16 protein-coding genes are annotated in these 23,853 nt (G+C 43.8%); 4 read left to right on the top strand and 12 right to left on the bottom strand.

Going from position 1 to position 23,853, the window contains the following annotated elements; all coding sequences use genetic code 11:
• The first annotated feature begins 75 nt into the window (after positions 1 to 75).
• From IZT61_RS06135 to IZT61_RS06150, 4 genes are all read left to right on the top strand, one after another.
• Complete coding sequence (locus IZT61_RS06135) at positions 76 to 1,878, top strand: RagB/SusD family nutrient uptake outer membrane protein (RefSeq protein ID WP_196100297.1); 1,803 nt, start codon at positions 76 to 78, stop codon at positions 1,876 to 1,878.
• Positions 1,879 to 2,381: 503 nt separating this feature from the next.
• A complete protein-coding gene (locus IZT61_RS06140; RefSeq protein WP_196100298.1) occupies positions 2,382 to 3,836 on the top strand; it encodes an alpha-L-fucosidase in 1,455 nt (484 codons plus the stop codon).
• 13 nt (positions 3,837 to 3,849) lie between these two features.
• Entirely contained in the window at positions 3,850 to 5,028 is a 1,179-nt protein-coding gene (locus IZT61_RS06145) for a glycoside hydrolase family 88 protein (RefSeq protein ID WP_196100299.1), read from the top strand.
• Positions 5,029 to 5,035: 7 nt separating this feature from the next.
• Entirely contained in the window at positions 5,036 to 6,298 is a 1,263-nt protein-coding gene (locus IZT61_RS06150; protein WP_196100300.1) for a DUF2264 domain-containing protein, read from the top strand.
• A gap of 429 nt (positions 6,299 to 6,727) precedes the next feature.
• On the opposite strand, the gene IZT61_RS22570 is transcribed toward IZT61_RS06150, so the two are convergent.
• The 12 genes from IZT61_RS22570 to IZT61_RS06210 all read right to left on the bottom strand — a co-directional run bounded on the left by IZT61_RS22570 (position 6,728) and on the right by IZT61_RS06210 (position 23,847).
• On the bottom strand, positions 6,728 to 6,883 hold the full coding sequence (locus IZT61_RS22570; protein WP_196101231.1) for a DUF3892 domain-containing protein: 156 nt from the start codon (positions 6,881 to 6,883) through the stop codon (positions 6,728 to 6,730).
• 285 nt (positions 6,884 to 7,168) lie between these two features.
• Positions 7,169 to 7,666: an endonuclease V gene (locus IZT61_RS06160; protein WP_196100301.1), complete on the bottom strand. Its 498-nt coding sequence runs from the start codon at positions 7,664 to 7,666 to the stop codon at positions 7,169 to 7,171.
• Positions 7,666 to 8,001, bottom strand: coding sequence for a toxin-antitoxin system YwqK family antitoxin (locus tag IZT61_RS06165; RefSeq protein ID WP_196100302.1), 336 nt, complete (start codon positions 7,999 to 8,001; stop codon positions 7,666 to 7,668). The genes IZT61_RS06160 and IZT61_RS06165 overlap by 1 nt, the downstream gene beginning before the upstream one ends.
• Positions 8,002 to 8,021: 20 nt before the next feature.
• Positions 8,022 to 11,336 (bottom strand): hypothetical protein, encoded by a 3,315-nt coding sequence (locus IZT61_RS06170; protein ID WP_196100303.1) that lies wholly within the window; start codon positions 11,334 to 11,336, stop codon positions 8,022 to 8,024.
• Positions 11,336 to 13,477: a hypothetical protein gene (locus tag IZT61_RS06175; protein WP_196100304.1), complete on the bottom strand. Its 2,142-nt coding sequence runs from the start codon at positions 13,475 to 13,477 to the stop codon at positions 11,336 to 11,338. The genes IZT61_RS06170 and IZT61_RS06175 overlap by 1 nt, the downstream gene beginning before the upstream one ends.
• Before the next feature lie 27 nt (positions 13,478 to 13,504).
• The gene (locus IZT61_RS06180) at positions 13,505 to 15,304 is read right to left on the bottom strand and encodes a DUF5977 domain-containing protein (protein ID WP_230383874.1); all 1,800 of its coding nucleotides are present in this window, start codon (positions 15,302 to 15,304) and stop codon (positions 13,505 to 13,507) included.
• A gap of 153 nt (positions 15,305 to 15,457) precedes the next feature.
• Entirely contained in the window at positions 15,458 to 16,291 is an 834-nt protein-coding gene (locus IZT61_RS06185) for an N-acetylmuramoyl-L-alanine amidase (protein WP_196100306.1), read from the bottom strand.
• Positions 16,292 to 17,034: 743 nt separating this feature from the next.
• Positions 17,035 to 17,892: an ROK family protein gene (locus IZT61_RS06190; protein WP_196100307.1), complete on the bottom strand. Its 858-nt coding sequence runs from the start codon at positions 17,890 to 17,892 to the stop codon at positions 17,035 to 17,037.
• A gap of 1 nt (position 17,893) precedes the next feature.
• The gene (locus tag IZT61_RS06195; RefSeq protein WP_196100308.1) at positions 17,894 to 19,075 is read right to left on the bottom strand and encodes a glycoside hydrolase family 76 protein; all 1,182 of its coding nucleotides are present in this window, start codon (positions 19,073 to 19,075) and stop codon (positions 17,894 to 17,896) included.
• A 15-nt stretch (positions 19,076 to 19,090) separates the two neighbouring features.
• The gene (locus IZT61_RS06200) at positions 19,091 to 21,445 is read right to left on the bottom strand and encodes a GH92 family glycosyl hydrolase (RefSeq protein ID WP_196100309.1); all 2,355 of its coding nucleotides are present in this window, start codon (positions 21,443 to 21,445) and stop codon (positions 19,091 to 19,093) included.
• Positions 21,446 to 21,464: 19 nt separating this feature from the next.
• Positions 21,465 to 22,670, bottom strand: coding sequence for a glycoside hydrolase family 76 protein (locus IZT61_RS06205; RefSeq protein WP_196100310.1), 1,206 nt, complete (start codon positions 22,668 to 22,670; stop codon positions 21,465 to 21,467).
• Positions 22,671 to 22,722: 52 nt separating this feature from the next.
• Positions 22,723 to 23,847, bottom strand: coding sequence for a SusE domain-containing protein (locus IZT61_RS06210; RefSeq protein ID WP_196100311.1), 1,125 nt, complete (start codon positions 23,845 to 23,847; stop codon positions 22,723 to 22,725).
• Positions 23,848 to 23,853: the final 6 nt, after the last annotated feature.

Genomic DNA, 23,853 nt, shown 5'->3' on the forward strand with positions numbered 1-23,853 from the left:
CATCGGATGAATATAGCCACTTCGCGAGGTATTCATCCGATGACTTAAGAAGAAAATCTTTAAAAATTAGCAATTATGAAAAATAAAATATTCACTTCGCTTCTAGTCATCGCGAGTTCAATATTGATCTATTCTTGCAAAAAGGGAAGCTCCCTCGATCCAAAAGTAGAGCCTTTAACCGAAGAAAAGGTGTTTGCCGATAGCGCATTAACCTTTAACTTTCTAAATAACTTGTATTGGAACACCGGTTTGGATCTCCACTCCTACCGCAACACCATTGGCGGTGCAACAGGCGGTGGCCCCGGCAGCAGCGATTGGAACGATAGTTTCGAAACCCTAACATCAAACGCCGCCAGTGGCTATTCGGGGCAAGATGCTTTTTTAAAAGGAACATCAACCAGCACCAGTCACCCGTTATTACCGATGTGGGCCTTGATGTACCGAAAAATTAGAGGGGCAAATAAGTTTATGGCCAACGTGGGCGCATCGCCTATCTCGGCTGCGAGAAAAAAAGTTCTAACCGCTGAAGCTCGGTTTTTAAGGGCCTTTTATTACCAGATGTTGGTTCGCTTTTACGGCGGCGTACAATTGGTAGGCGATTTGGTTAGCGACGATTTCCCGACCTACGATTACAAAAGAAACACCTATAAAGAATGTATTGATTACATTGCTACCGAGTACGATCAGGCGGCCGCAGATTTGCCCAGCTCGGCTACGCTAGAGGCCATTAATTACGGCAGGGCCACATCAGGCGCTTGCAAGGCCATGAAGGCCCGATTATTGGTTACCGCCGCCAGCCCCTTGTTTAACGGGAGCCCCGCGAGTACTGATGCGAGCATAGCACCGTTAATTTCTTATTCAACAAGCTACGATGCTTCATTATGGCAAAAAGCTGCCGACGCCTGTAAAGCCGTGATCGATTTGCCCGAATACGCCTTGGTGGTGGATAATACCTTGCCTGCCTATCCGGGCAACGGCTTTTGGAAACTGTTTACCAGCGGGCGCAAAAATTCGGAATTTATTTTTGTGTACAATTTGGCCGCCGGAGGAAAAACTTTGGAGGCCGCATGGTTTCCACGATCAATTAGTGGCGCCGGAGACCTGACCTATATGAACCCCAGCCAAAACGTGGTTGATGCATTTGGCATGGCCAATGGGAAATTAATTACCGACGGAACTTCGGGCTACAATGTGCAAGATCCCTATAAAAACCGCGATCCGCGGTTTTATTACTCGATCTTGTATAACCAGGCCACCATGACCAGCAGAACTACTACGGCGCAAACCACCATCAACATTTATTCGGATGCAAACAACAATAGAGTTGGTGACGGATTACAAGCCTATTATACCAAAACGGGTTACTACGCCCGTAAAATGTGCAACGATCGGGTGCCTTACACCAGCTTAACCGTTGATAGAGCGTTGCCAGTGATGCGTTTGGCAGAAATAGTGCTTGGTTACGCCGAAGCCTTAAACGAGTTGGGGCAAACCGAAGCAGCAGTAATTCAGTTGAAAAAGATTCGCCAGCGAGCAGGCATTACAGCAGCGACGGATGGCCGTTACGGCATACCTGTTGGCGTAAGCAAAGAACAATTAAGAGCCTTGATTAGAAATGAATACCGGGTGGAGTTTTTTGCCGAAGGACATTGGTTTTACGATACACGCAGGTGGAAAACCGCCGAGGAAACTGAAAACGGCAACTCTACGCTAATCCGGGCGAAACCGAGCGCAACGGGTAGCACCTATCCGTTTACCTATAGCGTAGAAAACCGACTGGAAATGAAATTTTTAGCACCGGCCATGTATTTTGTGCCAATTCCGTTGGCCGAGATATTGAAAAGTAAAAACTTGTTAGTCCAAAACCCGGGATGGTAAAAAGCTTTAGTTGATGATTAGTTGACCGCTGAATTGGCCGCTCGAATGAGCGGTCGATAAGGTGGTTTCCAGAACATCAAAATAAATGGCGTAATTTGGGAGTTAGCCGCAAAGCAAATTCTTAAAGATTTCATCATCCTCAGAAGTCAGTTTTAGAAAAATAACGGAGTTGGGATGAAAAAACCCGTGCTGTCATTTGTAGTTTGGATGACAGGTTTTAACATAATCAAAGGTAGCCATTTCGTCATTGCGAAGCTGGCTTGAGCGAGCTGAAGCAATCTTAAAGCGGCCCCCACAGGGAGATTGCTTCGTGCCTCGCAATGACGACCGTTGCAGCTGTCATTGACTGAGGATCTTAATGCGCAAAAATTGGGTGCTTTGCAGCAATCCCGTGCATACGGAACCACCTGCCTGCCTGTCCGTTCAGGCGGGCTCGGGGAAGACAATCGACTGAAAGGAAAGGTGACAAAAAACATTAAACACAACATTAACACACATACAAAATGAAAAAGAACCAACAACGCCTGCTCAAAATCATCCCGCTTTTGCTGTTGTTTATTTACGGCAATTGCGTTACTGCGCAGGATATAGCTCCTGTAAAAAAAGAAAAAATTAACCTTGTTCATGGTGCCCATCGCGATGGTAAGCGCCCGGATGAAGCCATGAAAAAGTGGCGTGGCTATGGCCTTGGCCAGTTTATCCACTGGGGATTATACGCTATCCCGGGTGGCGAATGGAATGGTAAAACGTATAACGGAGCCGCCGAATGGATTCGCTCGTGGGACGGTATTCCGAAATCTACTTACGATTCGCTGATCTATAAGTTCAATCCCGTAAACTTTGATGCCAAGGCCTGGGCGGCAACGGCCAAGCAAATGGGCGCAAAATACGTAACCATTACCACCAAACACCACGACGGGTTTTGCCTATGGCCAAGCAAGTACACCGATTATACCGTTGCCAATTCGCCGTGGAAAAAGGATATTATAAAACCGCTGGTTGATGCTTATGATGCCGCGGGCATAGATGTGATCCTGTATTTCTCGGTAATGGACTGGAACCATCCCGGCTGGCGATACGACATTAAAACGGAGGCAGACAGCATCGCTTTCGAAGGCTTTAAGCAATTTACCCGCAATCAACTCATCGAATTATTAACGCTGTACCCCACCGCCAAAGGTTTATGGTTTGATGGAACCTGGGATAAATCGTGGGTAAAACAGGCCGCATTTGCCGATGAGCTGGAACAAGAATTAAGGAAACTACGCCCCGGAATTATTATCGGCAGTCGTTTCCGTGCTGATGAATACGGAAAACGCCATTTCGATTCGAACGGGGTATTGATTGGCGATTACGAGCAAGGTTGGGAAAGGAAGCTTCCTGAAAAGATAGCGGATGTGCATGGAAATGATTGGGATTGTGTAATGACGGTTCCCGAAAACCAATGGGGGTATAACAAGGCTTGGAAAGGCCACATTAAAACGGCATTTGAACTGATTGAAATGACTGCCAAATCGGTTTCGTTAGGCGGAAACTTCGTGATGAACTTCGGTCCGCAGGGCGATGGAGCCATCCGAAAGGAGGAACTTCAATTGGCAAAGGAAATCGGCGACTGGATGAAAGTAAACAGCGAGGCCATTTACAATTGTGAATATGCTGTCCTTGATAAGCAAGATTGGGGCTATTTCACCAAAAAAACAGGCAGCAATAAAATTTATATGCTGGTTTTTAACACGCCTATAAACGGAAAATATAGGGTTAAGCTTCCCGCAAAAATGGGTATTAGTATGGCTGCGCCGTTATCGAACCCGGGCGTAAAACTTAAGATTGAGGAAATTAAGGCCAACGAATATTTTATTGAGTTTAACAACCCAAGTGCCAAACAACCGTTCGTAATCACCTTCGAAACAGATACCGATAAAAAATCAAACCAGAACTACGAGAAAGCGAAAACCTAACATTTACATTAACATGAAGAGACTATTTTTTTTACTGGCTTCGATTTTTTGCCTTGCCTATGCAAACGGGCAGGAACCGATGAAGAACCTAATTGACCGACAATTTAAACTTGCTCAAAAACAATATGAGTTATTGGCTCAGAATACACCGGAAAACCGGATGCCAAAAACTTTTTATCCATTGACTAAAAAATCCGAAAGCAGTGATACGCAATGGTGGTGCAGTGGTTTTTATCCCGGTTCACTGCTCTATATTTACGAATACACCAAAGATTCGGCTACTTTAAATGAAGCTAAAAAACGGCTTGTCATCTTAGAGAAAGAGAAGCATTACACAGGCAACCATGATTTGGGCTTTATGATGTTTTGCAGCTTCGGCAACGCGTATCGCATCACCGGAAATGCGCACTACAAACCTACGATCGACACAGCGGCCGCATCGTTAATTACCCGTTATCGCCCTGCGGCCAATGTAATTCAATCGTGGAACTCGGGAAAAACATGGAAAGGTCCGGTTATTATCGATAATTTGATGAACCTCGAATTGCTGTTGTGGGTGTCGGCACATGGTGGCGACAAAAAGTACCGCGAAATTGCACTTAACCATGCCAATACGACGATGAAAAATCATTTCAGACCTGATTTCAGTTCCTATCACGTGGTAGATTACGATATGGCAACGGGCAAAGTGATCAGAAAAGGCACTTCGCAAGGTGCTGCTGATGGTTCATCATGGAGCCGCGGTCAGGCTTGGGCACTTTATGGCTACACGATGCTTTATCGCTTTACCAAAGAAAGGAAATACCTCGATTTTGCGCAAAACATTGCAAAATTTATCCTTAAAAACCCATCAATGCCGAAAGATTTTGTAGCTTATTGGGACTTTAATGCACCAAAAATCCCGAACACCTATCGCGATGCCTCGGCAGCGGCTGTTACCGCATCGGCATTGCTGGAGCTAGGGCAGTTTAGCAGCGGCAAAAACAAGGCACTTTATAAAAACAGTGCTGAGCTGATGTTAAGGTCGCTTTCATCAAATGCTTACACGGCAGCTAAAGGCTCAAATGGTGGCTTCATATTGATGCACAGCACGGGAGCATTGCCGCTAAAATCGGAAATCGATGTTCCTTTAACCTATGCAGACTATTACTATCTCGAAGCTTTAACACGTTATAAAAATTGGTACTTATAAAATAAATATGGAAAGAAGAAAATTTATCGGAGCGCTTTCGTTTACCGGGGTGTTGAGTTTTTTAAAGCCCAACGAAGTATTCTCGGCCGAAAAAAACAAAAATTCGGCGCTGAGCACAAAGCCGAAAAACGATCGCGTTTATTGGTATAAATTGCTGCACAAAATTGCAAATCCGGTGGTTTCTAATCTGGCAAACGGAACTTTAAAGCAAAACATGCCCTTAATTACTTCTCCAACGTTCGATTCGCGGAGCCCAACGGTAACTTATTTAGAAGCCGTTGGCCGAACATACGCTGGCATTGCGCCTTGGCTTGCCCTGCCAGACGACAATACAGAAGAGGGTGTTTTAAGAAAGAAGTTTCGCCAGCAGGCCGTTACAGGTTTAGATAATTGCTTTGCACCAAACAGTCCCGATCAACTGAACTTTAGTAAAGATTACCAACCCATTGTGGATGCCGCTTATTTGGCGCAAACTTTTTTAAGGGCACCCAATGCACTTTGGAAGCCCTTAAAACCCGAAACCAAGGAAGCGATTATTGAATCATTTAAACTCTTGCGTAGCAAAAAGCCATTTCAAAACAACTGGTTATTATTTGGTTCTATTACCGAAGCATTCTTACTATCTATTGGAATTGCTCCTGATGAAAAACGTTTAAACGAAGGGGTAGATAAACTTACTGAATGGTACAAAGGCGACGGCTGGTATGGCGACGGGCCGCATTTGGCTTTTGATTATTATAACTCTTTCGTTATTCACCCGATGATGGTGGATACACTTGCCGTTATGTTGGATAAGAATCTGATCAAAAAGGAACGCTACGATCTGGCCTTGAAAAGAATGCAGCGCTACGCGACTGGATTGGAAAGAATGATTTCTCCGGAAGGCACCTATCCACCCATTGGCAGATCAATTACTTACCGCACAGGCGCTTTTCAGGCATTAAGTCAGGTTGCATTGATGAAACAATTACCAGATGGCATTAAACCTGCGCAGGTGCGTTCGGCATTAACACTGGTGAAGCAGAACATGTACGAAACGCCGGGTACTTTCGACAAAAACAACTGGCTGCAACTCGGCTTCTGCGGCCACGACCCCGATATTGCCGATTATTACACTTCTACAGGCAGTTTGTATATGGCCACGCTTTCATTTTTACCGTTAGGACTTCCTGCTGACGACGAGTTTTGGAGCGCACCAGCTGCTGAATGGACAGCCAAAAAAGCCTGGGCGGGAAAAAAATTCCCTAAAGATTATCATGTAGATTTTTAGGTTGAGAGGGGTAAGTCTTACGCTAGCTGTCACCCTGAGCGTAGTCGAAGGGCAATACAGGTTTAAGTGCTCCATCGGATCACGTGACATCAGAGAAGTCAAGTTTTAAAAACTTGACTTCTCTAAATGTGTTCAGCTCATGGCAAGCGGCTCCTCAACTACATTTCAACCAAAGCTGAGCAATCTTTAAACCTTGTTCATTCGAAAAAGAACTTTAATAGCAGTACATCTTATGCAAGCTGTCACCCTGAGCGTAGTCGAAGGGCAATACCTCCACAGATTCAAGTGTTCCATCGGGTCGCTTAAACCTTTTTGAAATCAAGGTCTCCAGACCGAAATATAACAATGGCCCTACTTTACTTCAAGACAGGGCCACTTTTTTAAGGACTTAACTAAAACTTGACATTTTTTAAGATGCAGTTCGTCAAATTATTTACATTCTGATAGAGAGAGCAAATTGTTTTTGGTGCTAGTATCCGCTTCAGTTTTCACATATTTTGTTCCAGTTGAAGTTTCTGCAGTAATCAATTTTGCCTTATTCCCGCTAGCATCCTTTACGTATAGTTGCTTATTATCATTTTTTATCCAGTTGTAAACCTCTAATCTGGTACTTTTGCCGGAGGTTGCTTCTACCTCATCTAATCAACCAAGATGTGTAATTGCAACATTTGGATTTTCATGATTTCCATTGTCCTTGTTAATGCATGTAATTTTAATCGCCATGTTAATAGTTTTAAATTGACCTGAATTAGTCAAGAGCAAAGCTAAGGCCTTCTTTTGGCAAAAAATTCCGGTTTCCCCTTACTTAACAGAAATGCTGCCTGTTTTCAAAACTAATGTTCGACACAAAATCGAAACTGTAAAAATTTCCTATTCCTTGGTTATAGTATCTAATTGCTTAAGTAAGCTGGGCATTCTAAAATCTCCCTTCATATTTTTAATCAATTCTGCGGCTGTTTTTAACTCCATTCCGATTGCTGAAATATACAAAGGCTTGATACTTGCTCCTCTAACAATCTCAATAACAGTCTCTTTGTTTTTGAAGAATGATGTTTTTGCTATTCCAATTATAGAGATTTGTTCATTTAATTTTTCCCATAAAACACCTCCTAAACCAAACTTATAATCGTTGTCTACATACACATAACCATCAATTACGATCACCTCAACGGTTCGTAAGTCTATTTTTTTAATAACATTTAATAAGCAAGGTAATTCTCGCTTAAAAAATTGCCCTGGGATATATTCTTCAATATCTTCATAGTAATCTACAATAATGCTTTGTGGTTCAATATCATTCCAATTAAACAAGATACCAACTGATTTGGCTTTTTGTTCTCTATAATGTACATCTAAAGCTAAAATCATTAAAGAATTGTTTTTATCCAATTGCCAAATTCGTCATTCTCTTGATGGCTTATCAGGTTGCCCTTTTCATCCCATCTTTTAAATGAGCCAATGTGGTAATCGTACTTCTGGAAATACTCTTCTTTTAATTTTCCATTTGGCCAATACGTTGCCTGGCGGCCATCAAAAATGCCGTCCATATATTCATATTCTGCCACTAATATATTTGTATTAGGGTCATGATAAGTCTCTACTCCTGTAAAAGGCTGACCTTTATAAAGGTAAACCCCCCCCCCCCAGTTTGTGGGCCTATTTCTTAACTTCATATCGGGGTCGTTGTATTCTACTCGTAACATAATTGTGTATTTTTTAATATTTAAGGTTTTATAAAGGTAACTAAATCTAAAATATGAAAGCAATCTACACAGGTGTGCATAATTACCTCTTGTTGATCGATGCCATATCTAATGTTTCGGTTATAGCCCAACACATCGTTTTTTAGCCAGGCATCAAAAACCTCGTCAGTCGGTGGGTTTGTTAAATAACTAGGAAATCTTTTTTTGGCCGAATCGTCCAGCGCCCGTATTTCGGCATGGGCTCCTGGCATGTTACCCGCATTACCAAAAAATTCGATATCCGACATGTTGTAGTTTTCCTTAGCTTTAAAAGCAATAACATCTTCAATCCTTTTTCTTAGATTAGGAAAACACCTATTAGGATTATTCATTGCACCGTTCATAAAAATATCGTAAGCACCACCTTTGTTAAAATCATAACCACTAAAATTATGAAAAGTCTTAGAGATTGTATTCGTTGCTTTATCATACATCCCAGATATTAACTCGTGCTTTTTTAATAGACTAAAATCGACTGTAGAAATATGATCCAACGCCTTTGCCTCTACATGATTAACAAAGCCTAATGGTCCTTGCCCAAAACGTTGGATTATTTCTGTATCTGAAAGACGTGCGGCATACGGTATATTCTGATAAAGCCTATCGAATGTGTAAAGCCATTTATTAGGATTACTTTTCGCAATAGCCTTTCCAATTGGATTTAGTGTTACCCAGCGGCTAATAGCTGAAGGATTGGTTTTTAAAAAATTGAACCATTCATCTGATTGTTGCCCAAATGAATCAAAAAACATTAACTTTTTGCTAGCGCTAAAAGTCTCTAAAATTTCACGAAACTCTGCCTCATCGTAATACCTTGTTAGGGCTTGGTATCTATCAACATGAGTGATATAATTCATGTCAACAGCTTCTACAATTCCTTTTATTTTTAATGCCAACCAACGATCGACGGCTACTCCGTTATTAAGGTTTAATTTGGCCCATTCCTTCGGGTCGTTCATTTTACCAAAACCTTGCCAAAACTCATATCGGTCTTTGTTGGTTAAAGTATTGAGTCTCGAAATTACATCGTCAACCTGTGCACCGCTGGTCTTCAGGGCTTGAAGTTTGTTTTGCAGATCGTTGGCTCCCTTGGCTATGGCCACACTCTCTTTTCCTGCCAATTTGTTCAATAAGTCAACCACATCGTCTGGCACTCCGTGGGTCTTTCCAGGGAATTTTCCAATAATCTCCAATACTTCCTCAGCTTCTCTTACAGCTCTAAATCTTGAATAAACAACAGCTCCTGCAGAGGCAAATAAAAGCCCCATAAAAATCCATTGGATCCTTTTAAGATGCTTCCTTTTTTCCTCGTCATCTTCGGTTGCTATTAGATAATTGTTAATATTGGCAAGGGTAGAATTAGTCAACGCTACTCCCTCCAGTCCAATTTCCGCTCCTCGCCAAACGGTAAGTGCTTCACTCGCTGCAAATCTTCCTGCTAAGGCACGCCCAAGTTGCGTGCTGTACTTTAAGTACTTGAGGTCATTGATAACCGAGATGCCTCCTGTTGCAAAAAACAAGGCTATATCAATCGAGACATCGATGGCCAGCGAAACCCTTGCGTCGTACTCGACTAGTTTATCGTATTCCTCGGCATAGTAGAACAGAAAGGCAGGTATTGGCTTACGATCTGGGATTGTTAGGTCGAGGTTGTTTTTGTAATCCAATAATAACAGGGGATGGAATATATGAAAGGCCTTTAAGTCTTCATTCCATGTTTGTTCTTCTGATTTTCCCGCATACTTATCTTTTACATAGCTATAATTATGGCGAATTGTATTAAACTGGTCGCCAACCAAGGTAAATGTATATGTCGAGTTTTTAAGTGTTCCCCAGTAAAGGGAATTATCTTTTATAACGTCGCCAGCTTTCCATTTGTATGTGCTAAACTCAAAAATGTTCTTCTCATTATATCTTTTTGGGTTTTTGATAAAGAACGATTGTGCATTAACTCCATCATCATCGGGCGCATACATTGGATTATATTTAGACACCTTCCATAACTCGTGCACCGCATAAGCGAAGTATTTTCTGTTTGGTTGCTCATCTACAAACCAGTTGACAATAGTGTAGCGTTCCTTTCTATCATCTACCAACAAGCGATACAGTATCTCGAAATTCGTGGTTTTCGTATCAGGTCTTTCCAATAAGAAATCCAAGAAAAGATCAGCCAGCTCTGCCCTGTTCGACAAGGCTATTACCAAGTGTACCAGATACCTTTGTGTATTTTGAGGCAAGCTCTTAAACTGCAACAGATTTGATAACTCATCTTTAATAATCTCAAAGGGAATAACTGCAAATGCCGATATAGGCAGGATATCCAATAGGTAATGTAACCTTAAATCCTCATTTATATCCAAGAGTTTATCCTGAATATCATAGAGTGTAAAGTAAAAACTGCTTAGATTGTTGTAATACTGCAAATAGTCATCATAATCTGGAGTATCGGCAAATACGGGTTGTGGTTCTTTCTTATAAAGGTAATCTGGGGCGGCATAACGATCGTAATAATAGCACCAAGATTGCTTGAGGGAAAACAGCAGCTTTTGAAACTGGCTTAACCCATCTAAATTGCCTGCCAGGATATTTGGCACCGCGTCGATATTGTCCCAAGTTGAGGATTGTGCCAGCTTTGGAAAGATCTCATTGTTAATATCATTGATCCTAAAGGCAGTCAAGGTTGCAAGTTTCTTTATATTTCGCTTGGTGGTATCATCCTGCCATTTATCTAGATATGCCGTATAGTTTACCTGATAGAAATACCGGGTTGCTGGATTACTTGTAACATATTCTGTAAGTTTTCTAGTGGCATTTTTGGGCACACTGATCTCATAACCAATCAGCTTTAGACCTTGATAAATTGAATGCTTATAGTTCTTTACGGTTTTATCGTCGACAGCTTTTTCGACGTTAAATGTATAATCAGCTGTTTGATAATAGGTATTGTACGGGGGGCCAAAATCTACAATGCTCAGCTTTACAGGATCACCTTCTTTCGATTTGAAACTGTCAAAGTTAAACTTGTATTTTGAGATTAGTAACTGAACTGTAGGTGGATCACTCACGTTCTGTTGGAGATATTTTAGAAACTCTTTCTCTAAATAATAGCCCGCTAATGATGTATAGCGTTTTCTATCATCCTCTTTGAACATCGTATGGTTATAGTACCTAAAGCGATTATCAATGTTGTCCTTATAATTAAACTCTATTAAAAAACCATCTGTATCCAGCGCCTTGTTCTTAAAATCTGTGTTCAAGGTTACGGGCGTACCGTCTGTTAAAATTACAACTTCCATTATCTTTCCACTTTACTGATTAAAAACTCTTTGTATTCTTGCTCGATGTTTGGCATATACTCACTATACCCCTTGCTAAAGTGGTACTTCCTGTCGAGCGAGTATACCATCACGTCCTCCTCGGGCGTGTAGAGCCTTAATACGCCATCGCCGTCCTCGCCCACTATACCTGCCCTGTACTTTTGGTAGGTAATGTTCTCTGGTGAGATCAGCTCGTTGCCGTCCCCAAAGAGGTCGACAAGGAACAGCCGGGCGTTGGTTACCTTGTCCGTGCTGATCAGGTCCCTTAGCCTGTCGTTCTCTGCCTTGGTGAGCCCGAGCACGATCTTGGCGGGGATGGTGCCATCGCTCACCTTTAGGATGGGCCCTCTAATGGTCTCTGTCCCATCGGTAAAGGGCTGCAGGCTGTAGTAATAGGGCTCGGGCAGCTGGTAGGTATTGCTGCCGCCTACCGCTCCGGATACGGAGGGCCGCGTTTTTGTGTCGGCGGTGATGGTGCCCGATAGGGAGAATGCGCTGTTCAGCACGTCTACCGCCTCGGTTACGTAGGTTACCCGTTTCAGGGTCGCCCCGGTTTCATCCGTGTCTATCGCATCGTTGATGTTCAGGCTCTGTACGGCCGTAATGCCGTATTGTTTCTTGTTGTAATAGTGGTTGATAAGCTTGAGGCGCTGAGCGGAGAGGATGCCAAAGTCGCTCGCCTCGCTGGCCTTTAGCAGAGGCTCGGCGGTAACCTGGTCAAATACGTCGTCGAAGAAGTTGGGTATGCCATATGTTGGTGTAACCTGTCCATTGCTATCGGTCGCCGTTCCCGTTTGGTATGGGTTTGCCCGGCCCTGATAGACCAGGGTATTGAAGTTGGCGATGTTGAGCTTTGCACCGCCCTCGCCCACGGCGGGGTTGCTTAGGGTAATGGTGCTGGTATAGTCGCTGGTTGTCCCGTCGTCGGCCGTGGGCTGCCTAAGGCCTGCGGCATCCATGAAGTTGTTCTTGGCACTGGCAATCTCTGCCACCTGCCCGTAGAGCATGGTGTCCTGGCCATTGTCGGTGCTTAGTTGAAGGCAGAGGGTGTTTGCTACCTCGTCGTGTGCCTGTGGGGCCTTGTCAATCATCAGGGGCCAGCCGTCATTTTGGTAGGCTTTGTTGTCAAGGCTTTCTTGGGTTGGGCCGACCTTCAGGTCGCCGTAGTTGCCGTAATAGTCGTAGGAACGTCCCCTGTTGCTCTGAATGTAGAGGTAGAGGTTGTTCCTGGTATGGAACTTGGACACGATGTCGGTGTAGATGGCCTCGCCCTTCTTCTTCTCATTCCCATCGCCCTTTTTCAGCGTTACCTCGCCGTTGTCGCTGTGGAACCCATAATAGGCGGCGGCATCGAGGAACTGAAAGATCTGTTCTCGTTTGTGCCTCTTTTGGATATCGCTATCTTCCTCAGCAAGGGTTATCACGGCCTTTTTGTCCCTGGCATAGGCGAGGTCGAAGGTAAACTGGTCGTGGGGCGTGGGTAGCGAATAGTCGCCATAGCTGAGCACGATATCGATCCCGCACTCGCCAGTGATGAAGTGCCCAAGGCTGGAACCTGCGCCTATCATGGGCAGCTCAAAGGCCTCCTCCTCCTTCTCAACGAACTCGCCGTTGCTCTCCACGTACTCCGACTGCTTGAAAAACAGCTGATCCAAAGGCAGGCTGTCGGGTTGAAGTGCGGGGTCGAAGCCGATGTATCTTGCCAAAAACGGCGGCACGTCACTGTCGGGTGCGGTACTGGCGTAAAAGTCCCTGAAGCTCTTGTTGATCTTCTTGACGAAGTCTGAGGCGCTATCGCCATCGGCCAGTACGGTCTCGCCGCTGATGAAGTCGGCCTTGGCCAGCCCCCTGTAAACGAAGTACTTGATATTTAGCCCGGTAATGGGCTGCCCGAAGGGGCGCAGGATCAGGTTGACGGCGTCCGTGTTTCCTGCCTGCGGCTGTAGCAGCGCAACTCCCTTGCAGATGGAATAGGCCATGGCCCCGCTGCTGCTGAAAGCGCAGGTGAGGTTGAACCTCTCCGCATTCACAGGGCCGAAGGCCTCCGATTCGGATTGGGTAATCGAGGCAGGATCGGTGAAAAAATAAGACTGAGGAGCGAAGTTAGATGAAAATGACATGTATTTTGAATTTTATTTAAAAATTTTTTAATTGCTTAATACTACATTGATATGATGATTATCACTTCTTGATGGCCAAAAGAGATGACTTAAAACACTGATGGTGCCGTGAGGACTAGGGTTAATACTATCATCCTGTATGCTAGTAGTGTATGCTGGCAACGTAATTGTAGCGTTTAACAAAGGAGATTCTTCCCCTGGATAGTTGGGGTCATTTGGCGAATAATTAATTTTATACGTCATCTCCACAGATAAATCCTCAGTAATGGGTTCATTATCTGCTTTTAGTAAAAAGCCATTCCCTGTTACAAAAACAGTAAAAGTTCTATCGACTGATGCATCGGCGCATGTACCACTATAATTTGCATGCTGTTGCTTATTCGAGTCGAAGAATTTCCTAGCATGATTATTGGCCTCGACTTGGCTTATACGTGAACTGAATGCCCCAGCAGGTAGGGTATAAGTAACCCACGAACCTTCAAGGTCTTGATCGCAGTCATTTTTTTGGACTACTTCCTGAATTTCATCAGAAAGATAGTCCAAGCTTGAGAGCGAATAGGTTAAAATATCGTTAGGTACGTTATAGTTAAATTTAATAATGGTAGATAACGTCTGTTCTGTAAAATCTCCATTGGCTCCCCCTCCTGCATTTGCACTGAAGTTGACCAGACTACTGTAATTACTGCCTCCAGAAACCGATGGGACTAGACTGCCTGAAGCTCCTCTCATGATCATCTGAGCGTCGTGGGTTTTTAAAGAGTAAGCACCCGACAATCCCGTGGCCTGATTTGCTCGGCCTTTAATGTGAAATGCAAAGTTTTCTGATCCTGGGTATTCTGCCATTAATCTGGCAATGTTAAACTGAACTCGCCATTTAACCGGCCCTTCACTTATAAAGTCAGATGCTAAAACATACATTTGCGCTATATCTCCAAAACTCGGAACAGTGTTTCTTCTAGTATAAGCTGGTTCATGGCTTACCGTAACCTCATCGTTTTCGATGAAGGCGATCATGTTCATTGGCGGCGAGTTAAGAAAATCGACAACTAAAACTCCTGGCTTGGAATTAACGTCCTTAATGGTAATTACGGAAGTCGCCTTTATTGCTCCGTTTTGGACCGCCGTAATGGTAACCTGGCGGGTATCGTTAAAGGTATTATTAGTGGGTGCATAATAGGTTAATCCATCAAAATGCCCCTCGCTGCTTTGTAGCGTATAACTGGCAGAAATATCTCGCTTGATGCCGTCAGAGTATGTTCCAGTAACCGCATACGGGGTGGTCGTTCCCTCATTAACAACAGTCAATCCATTTATCATAATCGATTTTAATACAGGCCCTGTGGTGTTAATAATTGTCACATCTTTAGTTACATCGCTATTTTTCGACGCATTTATCGTAATCTTCATATCCTGATCTGAATCAGGATCTATCCTTGCAGTAAAGATATTTCCATCGAAACATCCTCCGGTGCTCCAAAGCGTATATTCGTCTGTTACATCCTCTGTAGTTTGATCAGAGAAAACTCTAACTATTCGATATTCAGTGCTTCCCCCCTCATCAAGGGTATCCACGCCATAAATATTAAGTGATACTGGAAACTTATAGGTGTTAAAACTGAAAGTTTTGATTCCCGACCAACCATCTGCGGTAAGAATCCTTACCCCAACAATATGCTTTCCCTCGGTAACCTTAGCTCTAAACGCACTTGTATTGTTTTCCAAAACCAACGATTGATCAAGGTACCATTCATAGGCTTTAATGGTGTTTTGTTGTGCTGAACTATCAACAGATACGTAAAAATCTACTTGATCGTCAATAAAATACATTTCTCCCAACAAGGAAAAAGGCGGCCCGTAAAGACATGGTGTATTAGGCATATAAAAGTTTAATTTTATTTGGTTAAAAGATAAATATTCGCACACGCGACGCGTACCAGAGCTTATGGGCTCGCAATAATTGAAGAAATTACGTTTGTAAGGCTATCTTTGATAAGCTTTCGATTGGCGTTCAACTGATATGTACTCTGCGTAAACCCACTTTGCCTTGTCGATACGATACCAATTGTTTTTTGTTTCGTATATAGAGACGAGTGTGTTTTTCATAATTGCCTCAATTTTTTGAAAGGATTTAGATGGTCCTTTACGTACGTTAAGTTGGCTTACAGAAACCCGACCTTTCATTAAAACGGGCTCCTTATGTGTCTTCAAAAACGACATAGTCCGTTGCACACCAGGCAAAAAATAAGTCTGAAAATCTAGGACTGTATTGCCACCGAAAAAATTTGTTCCCGGACAGGTTTTATGATTTTCTAGAATCCGCTTTCCACCAGCGTCATCTCTAACGCCATCTGTTTGTCTAAACCAGTGATGATATATAATGGAGTTTAAACTCGGTTCGAGGTTGAATTTGTCGCAAAGTAGTGCCGTAAGTTTAATAATACTTTCTCGTTGAGCATTCGTCATTACGTCATGCCCGAGATCAAAGTTACCTATGTTTTCGATGCAGATCCCTCCGGTATTATGTCGCTTGATGCCGGCTGGAATTATAGATAAACTTCTACAAACAGCAATTTGTCCGTCAGGAAATGTGGTGTAGTGTTGTGCAATTTGTCCGAGGTTGTTCTGCACATGATATCTTTCCATAGCAGCAAGTCGGGCAAAATGATTCTTCCCATCGAAATTTTTATACGAGGGTACGTGGGTGTGATGATGTTGTAAATGGTTTATCTTACGAGTGAAGTATATTTGAAGATTATGCATATAATCCTCAAATTCCGATAGATTCATAAGAATAAATTTTCCTTGCTGTTGCATTGTGAATTAGTTGAGAGCGTTAAATAAATTGATTCGAGTATTCCAAAGATTCAACTTAATTTGTCGTTGTAAAAAAATTTTATATCGAAAGGTTAAAATCCTTTACGAAAACATTAATTTTCTCGATTAAAGAGTTTCATGGCTGTATGAGTTTTTTATCCGCCATTCATGGAGTTTGAAGAGAAAATTGAGTAGTCATCTGACGAATATAGGCTACCTGCAGCTATTCATCGGATGGCTTATCCCGATAGCTATACTTTCGAAGCTGAGAAAATCTTTAAGAGTTCGCCCATTCGAAAAAGAACTTTAGTACAGTGCATCTTACGCTAGCTGTCACCCTGAGCGTGAATTTTTCAGAAAAAATCAATAGGAATGACGTTATGTATTCTTGCCGTCTTTCCCGCGCCCGCCTGAACGGACGGGCAGGCGGTCCCGTACGTACGGGACTAATGCCAAGCTAAAGCCTTTCTTTCGCTTTAGGATTCCCAATTAAATTGGGAATGACGACCGTTCGTAGTTGGCGTTCCATTTATTTGGCTAGCCTATAAATAATTAACTACTACCAATAAGTTACCAAATAACGTCAGTGCTAGCGTAGTCGAAGGGCAATACAGGTTTAAGTGCTCCATCGGATCACGTGACATCAGAGAAGTCAAGTTTTAAAAACTTGACTTCTCCAAATGTGTTCAGGTCCGGCAAATCGACACTTAAATGAGTTGGGGCAAAAACGAGTAAAACCGAATCTATACCGAACACGCGGCCCCAATTAATGCCGCAGCCTCGCCCCTGGTAGAAATGTAAACTGAAACCGCTACCGACATGGTTTGGAGATAGTAGCGCAATTGGGGCAGAAAAAGTGTAGATGCATTGGCAATATTACCGCCCAGAACCACACAATCGAACTTGCTTTTTTTGTGTAACTGAGTCAAAAAAATGCCGAGGTTCATGGCAAACTCATCAAATACTTGCAGTAAATGACTACCGCGATCGCTATTATCGATCAGCTCTTTTACGTTTGCCACTTCGAGACCCGAGTATTGGTTGTATTTGGCAACAAACCACTTTGAAGAGAAAAAATCTTCGCAAATGCCGCCCATAAACGGATAGCACCAATAATCGGCATCTGTTGCTTTTCCCTGAATGCCTGCCGCCGATCCAAAGCCGGTGCCTAGCGTAAATCCCATTACATTTGCATAATCTCTCGCCGCTCCGTGGCTAAGTTCGCCCTGTAAAAAGCAACCCGCATCGTTTATAAAACAAAGGTCGTTTACCGCTATACCCAACGCTTTAAGCATTAGCGAGCGCACGTTATGGCCATAAAGTCCATCGTATTTACCCATGCCAATCATGTGCGAAATTCCGTTCTCGTAATCAAATGGCCCCGGCATGGCTATTGCTACCCGGCCAGAATTGTTTCCTGCTTGCAGGCTCCTTTTAATTACGTTGCACCAGGCGGCGATTACCTGATCTGCTTCGGCTGAGGAATCGATCTTTTCGCGATGCAATGAGCCTGCTAAAATTACGCCCTGGTTTACATCGACCAAAGCCGAGGTAATGTGCGAACCGCCAATATCAACGCCTGCAATAATATTTTCGTGCATTTTATTCTTGCTTGGATTTAATATTCAATAAACTCATTCTGCCATACAGTTCGGCAATGCAGGCCTCATCCAGCAACCATTTCGGCTTCCGTTTAGAAGCATCGTCGGTGGCCCATTTAGCGGTTAAAAAGCCATAGCGATCTGCCGATTCTTGCCAGGCCCTATCTAGATTTGCAGCAACGGCGTTAATGTACCGCGGGTTGCGGTCTACCTTATACAGCGCTTCGTAGCCGCGAAACAGAACAGTAACAAACCACGGCAAATCGATTTTAAACTGCCTTACGCCATGATGTTCTTCTGAGAAAAAACCGAACGAATTGCTGGCCACAAGCTGTGCCTCCTTTAAATATTTTTGATCGGCGGTAAAATGGTACATCAACACCGCAGCCTCCAGCATCGAGCCGGTATTGTAGGTGTAATAGGTTTCGTTTGGCTTGCCATCCATTTTAACGTCGTTATAATAAATTCCATCCGGGTTTCTGAGCGTGCTGTGCATCCAATTGTAAAAACGTGTGCCCCAGGTGAGGTAAAATGGCTCTTTTGTGGCCTGATACAGTTTTAATGCCGCCAAAGTGGCCATGCCATTGCTGCAAGCCGGTTTTTGGTCTTTATGCCCCTCGAGCCAGTAAACGCCGCCGCCCAGCTTGTCATCCCACCCGCTGATGATAAAGTTGAACACTTCTTTGGCTTTGGTAATGTAAGTAGCATCTTTGGTATTGAAATAGGCTTCGACATAATCGATGCAAACTAATCCATTGTCGTCGTAATAACGATCAGACTTTTCGAGGGTTGCCGGATAAGCCTGATATCCTACCGGAATACGGGTTGTATCACGGTAGGCCAAAACGCCAATGCTTAAAGTGTCGAGGTATTTTTTGTATTTGGCTTGCAGATCGGGGTATTTAATCAGCACGTTCGCGGCAGAAAACACGCCAGAAAAGGGCCACAAGAAACTGACTTCTTTCTCTTTTACTCCGGCACCCTGAAAGTAGTCGAGGTTAACCCTTCCGCCCGTTGGATAATGCTCGCTGAACAGACCGCTATGTTGTGGTACGCGGTAATGCTGCCAAACCTTTTGGAACATCAGCTCGGCCCTTTCTTTATAAAATGCGCTGTATTTGGCCTCCTGAGCATAGCTGTGTTGGAACAGGATGATTCCAAGAAAGATCAAAAAATACTTCATAATAAGGATTTGTTTTTATTGCACTGAGGGCGGCGGAAGCTTAACACCCCAGGTTTGGTTGGGCTTGCTGCCCATAGTTAATACCAGCGTACCGCCATTCATTAATACGTCGCGATACAGCCATGCGTTATTTAATGCCTTGCCGTTCCACAGGGCCGACTGCACGTAAACGTTCTCCTTTGAGTTGTTTTTAGTTTCGATTACCAGGCGCTTTCCATTGCCAAGCTGAATTTCGGATTTATCAAAAACGGGGCTTCCGATCTGGATTGTTGGTCTGGCGTCGGTTAAACCCTTCACATCAAACAGACCCATTGAGGCCATTACGTACCAGGAGCCGAGTTGTCCCTGATCTTCATCCTGCCCATAACCATACCCGTGGATGCTTTCGATGCCATAAAATTCATCGCATATTGCCCGCGTCCATTTTTGTGTAAGCCACGGTGCAGCTGAATAATTGAACAACCAGCTAATATGGAGGTTTGGCTGGTTGCCGTGGTTATAGAGCGATTGAATACCTGCAAAGGCGTCGATCGTTTTTCCGCCTCCAAAGGCATTTTTTTGAGACGTTTGAAAAATTCCATTTAAACGCTCAGTAAAAGTTTTGCGCCCGATTGCCTGAATTAAACCTTCGGGATTTTGCGGAACGTAAAACGTATATTGTGTGGCATTGCCTTCCTGAAAGCCCCGCCATGCCTCTAAGGGATCGAACTTATCAATAAAATTTCCGTTTTCATCCTTAGGATGCACAAGTTTAAGGTCTTGATCAAAAATCAGTTTCCAGCCATTAGATAAATTGATGAGTTTATTGTAATCGGCCGTTTTACCCATCTTTTTAGCCAGTTGTGCCGCAGCAAAGGCGCTGAAGCTGTATTCGAGCGTATGGGAGCCAGAGAAATGAGCGCCTGTAGAATCGGTTTTATCAGCATCCAAAAACGGAACAAATCCTCGCGATACAAAGCTTTTGGTGTCCATTTTTCCCGATCCAACCAATCGGTTTTTATAATTGAGCTCGTTGCCCAGCACGGCTTTATAGGCTAAATCCAAATCATAATCGCGGATATTGGCCTGATAAGCGCCCGCAATGGCCAGACCAACAAAGTTTGTACCTACGCCCGAAACGAAGTTGCTGTTTGCGATACCATCGCCAAACCAACCCCGCTCCTTATAAATTTCTAGTTGTGTATGTACAAAATCGCTGTAATGCGAGGGGTACGATAGTGCCCACAATTGTGTAAGGTTCCAAAATCCGCCCCAAATGGCATCGGTATTCATAAAGTTATAGCTGAATTTCCCTTTCGCATCTTTGGGTAACTGGCCAATTGTACCATCGTGACGTGGAAAGTTCCCGTTCACATCGCTGGCTATGCCCCTACCGAGTAAAGCATGGTAAAGCCCGGTATAAAATTTTGTTTTATCGGCTTCGTTTTTACCTGAAACCTTAAGTTTTGCCATTTCGCTGCGCCACTCGTTTTGGGCGGCCGCTTTTGCCTGGGCAAAGGTTAAGTTCGCTGCTTCTGTTTGGAGATTTAGCTTTGCATTTTGAATGGAAGTGTAAGAAAGGCCAACCTTAATTTCAATCTGCTCATTTTGTTGCGTAGTATAGTTGAGGAACAAACCTGCACCTATTCCTTGTGATGATTTTTGATTGGCAATAGCGTCTGTTTTACTTAAGGCGCCAACTTCTGCGGGCTTTTTACCAAGTTCTCCAAAAAAATACATGGCCACTTTCCCGCCCTCATCATAGGTTTTTACATATTTCGGATAAGTAATCACGAAGCCCTGAAAATGCGTATCATCAATCATTTCCACAGATGCATCGGTAATTGGGCCGCTTTCGCCCTGAACATTGCCAACGGATAAAATGATCCTCGAAGTGTTGCTCTTAGGAAAGGTATAGCGATGGAAACCGACCCGTTTTGTAGCGGTGAGCTCTGCTTTTATATTAAAATCATCTAACAGTACCGAATAGTAGCCCGGCTGTGCAACTTCATTCTTACGATCGAAGGCCGACCGGTATCCACTTCCCGGCTTCTCTAATTCGCCGGGCACGGTTTTTAGCGTTCCTGCTGTTGGCATAAAACTGATTCCGCCAACTTGCCATTCGTGAAAATGGACAAAACCCTCTATCGAGTTGTGGCGGGTATCGTACCCTACGGCCTCCCATCCCTGGTTGTTTCCATAACTTCCATTTGTTGATGGCGCCAATTTGGCCATTCCGTACGGAACGGCGGCGGGCGTGTAAAAAAACCACCTGCTGTGTGCAGTACCGATGTTTGGATTTACATATTTTAAAACGTCCTGGGCAAACGCCGCGGGCATAAGGAAGAGCAAGATAATTAAGGGAAGTGCTGATTTATAACCTATTTTCATAAGGGTAAGGATTGTGATTTTAATATTTCGACAAGAGCGCCTGAATCCGCTGCATCCAGGCCTGATCTACAGTTTCCATTTCCGTTGAGCGGTTTTGCCCATCAAAGCCGGCAAAGAAATAATAGCCGAAATTAGTTGTATTTCTGTTGGCAATATTTAAACGGTTGATATTTTCTTTAGCGTATACCAGCCAGCTTTCGTTTTTGTCTGTTTCGTAAAGGCGAATCATCGCTTGCGAGCCCCAGGCACACCACGCCGGGTTAATCCGCGTTTCGGCTGTGTTAAAAACATAGCCTTTATATAATGCATTCCATAAGGTGTTGTTCATTGCCCGGCCAAGGCTCTGTGCTTTGGTTAGGTAAGCGGCATCGTTCATTATTTTACTGTACAATATAAAGGCTTCAACCATAATGGCGTTATCGTAAGTGAATTTTTCATTATGCTTCACACCATCTCCAGCGCCATCAATCTTCCAGATATAGAGGCCAGTGTTGGTATCAAACATTTTGGTGTTTAGCCAGGTGTTTACCTGTACGGCCCAATCGCGGTAGATGGCATCGCCAGTTAAACTGTATAGCTTTAAAAACAGTTGCAATGCCAGCCCATTGGTTTGCGTGGGTTTTTCGGGCTTAGCCGTATTCCAGTAAAATCCGCCTCCGTACACGTTGTCCCATAAGCCACTGTTAATGAGCCAGTCGCCACAAGCCTTTGCCTTAGCCAAATAAGCTTGCTTATCGGCGCCAGTGGTTACTTCTGCGGCTTCGAGAAAAACAATACCTGTTAAGGCGTTGTCATCAACATATTTATCTCCGGCAGCGCCCGAGCCATCAAGATTTACCGATGCAAAATACCCGCCTCGCAGGTCTCTTTTGTCCCACATGTTCTCCATAAACTTAAAAGTATTGTTCATGTAGGCCAGATAGGTGGTTTCGCCGAGGCTTACCATTGCTGCATCGGCATAAATTTGACTCACGTTGTACCATTCGTAACAATTGTTTGAATGTGTTGTGGTATTGGCCCGATACCCATAACTGGCAGTTAACAGGTTGTTTACGGTAAAGGTGTGGGTTTCTTTTGCCTGTTGAAGATAATTTACTGTTGTGCCCGGCGTAACAGGCGGGGTAACCGGCGGCGGCGTAACGGGTACCGGTGCCGGATCTTTTTTGCACGAGGCATAAAGAAACAACGCAAATATCAGGCAGGTATTTCTAATGATTTTTTTCATAGGATCGATTTTTTTTCCGCCAGCAAGTTCTGCCGGCGGAGTGCGCAAACAATTATTGAACAACAATACTGTGGGTGTAAGCACCGCCAGAACCGAAGTTTAACATTGCCTTAACGCTTTTGTTATCTGCTGCAGGGTTAAATTTGTAGGTATTGTTCCATTGATCGTTGGTTACCGGATTGAGATAAAAGTACGAGGCCGATTGCCCAACCGGGCTCACATTGTTTACATTGCTGCTTCCCATATACTTAATACCAGCCGAGGTATGCAGCGCAAATTTGTAGCGTTCATCTCTTCCCCACGAAAATTGGTAAAACTCTACCGGAATATTTCCCGATTGCCAAACGCCATTGGCTACATAAGCCAATTGACCAATTTCTGCGGCGTAGGCCGACATAAACAATCCAACGCTTTGAATTTCGGTAGCCTCAACAACCGCAGCAACATTGAAATCGTATTTTAAATAATAGGCTTTGGTGCTGCCCGATACGGTGACTGACGAGGTTCCTTCTTTAATCTGCGTCCCTTCAGCGAAGAATTTCCGACCTCCGTCGCCCGCTTTATTGGTGAGCTGATAAGTGCCCGGTTTTAAAGAGGTATAAATTTCGAATACACCTTCTTCGAGTTTTTTAAACTTAAGTGCCTTAGCCAAGTCATCGCCCGCTTCGGTAGCCGACCCGGTTAAATAGAGTTCGGTTGGCACTTCAGCAAATCCTGCCGGGCGTTCGAGCTGAAGTGTTCTGCTTTCCTGTCCGGGTTTGGCGTTGCTCGCTTTCGATGCGATAACCGTCCACCTCACCTTTCCGGTAGATGATGAATTGATGCCGCACAGGGCCGCTATTTTTGTTAAGTCTTTATGAGAGATGGTTACCTGCGGTTGCACGCCTGCTCCATCAGACACGACTTTAAAAACGGGATTAGCAAAGTCGCCGCCGTCTTTATCAAAAGCCACCTCGTAAAGAACCAGCCCGCCGTCGTCTGGTGTGGCCGCCGCCCATTTAAACTGCTGCGTCGCAGTAGCATCAGAAGGGGTTAATTTAATGCTTGCCTGATCGGATGGTAAGTTTAACGCGCCAACAGCGCCGATGTTCTCGTTTAACGCTCTTTCATCCTTTTTACATGAGCTTAGTGCAATGCATGCAAACCACAAGCCGAATACTATTTTTAAAGTTTTCATACCGTT

The organism is Pedobacter endophyticus (assembly GCF_015679185.1).
GTDB classification, from domain to species: Bacteria; Bacteroidota; Bacteroidia; order Sphingobacteriales; family Sphingobacteriaceae; genus Pedobacter; species Pedobacter endophyticus.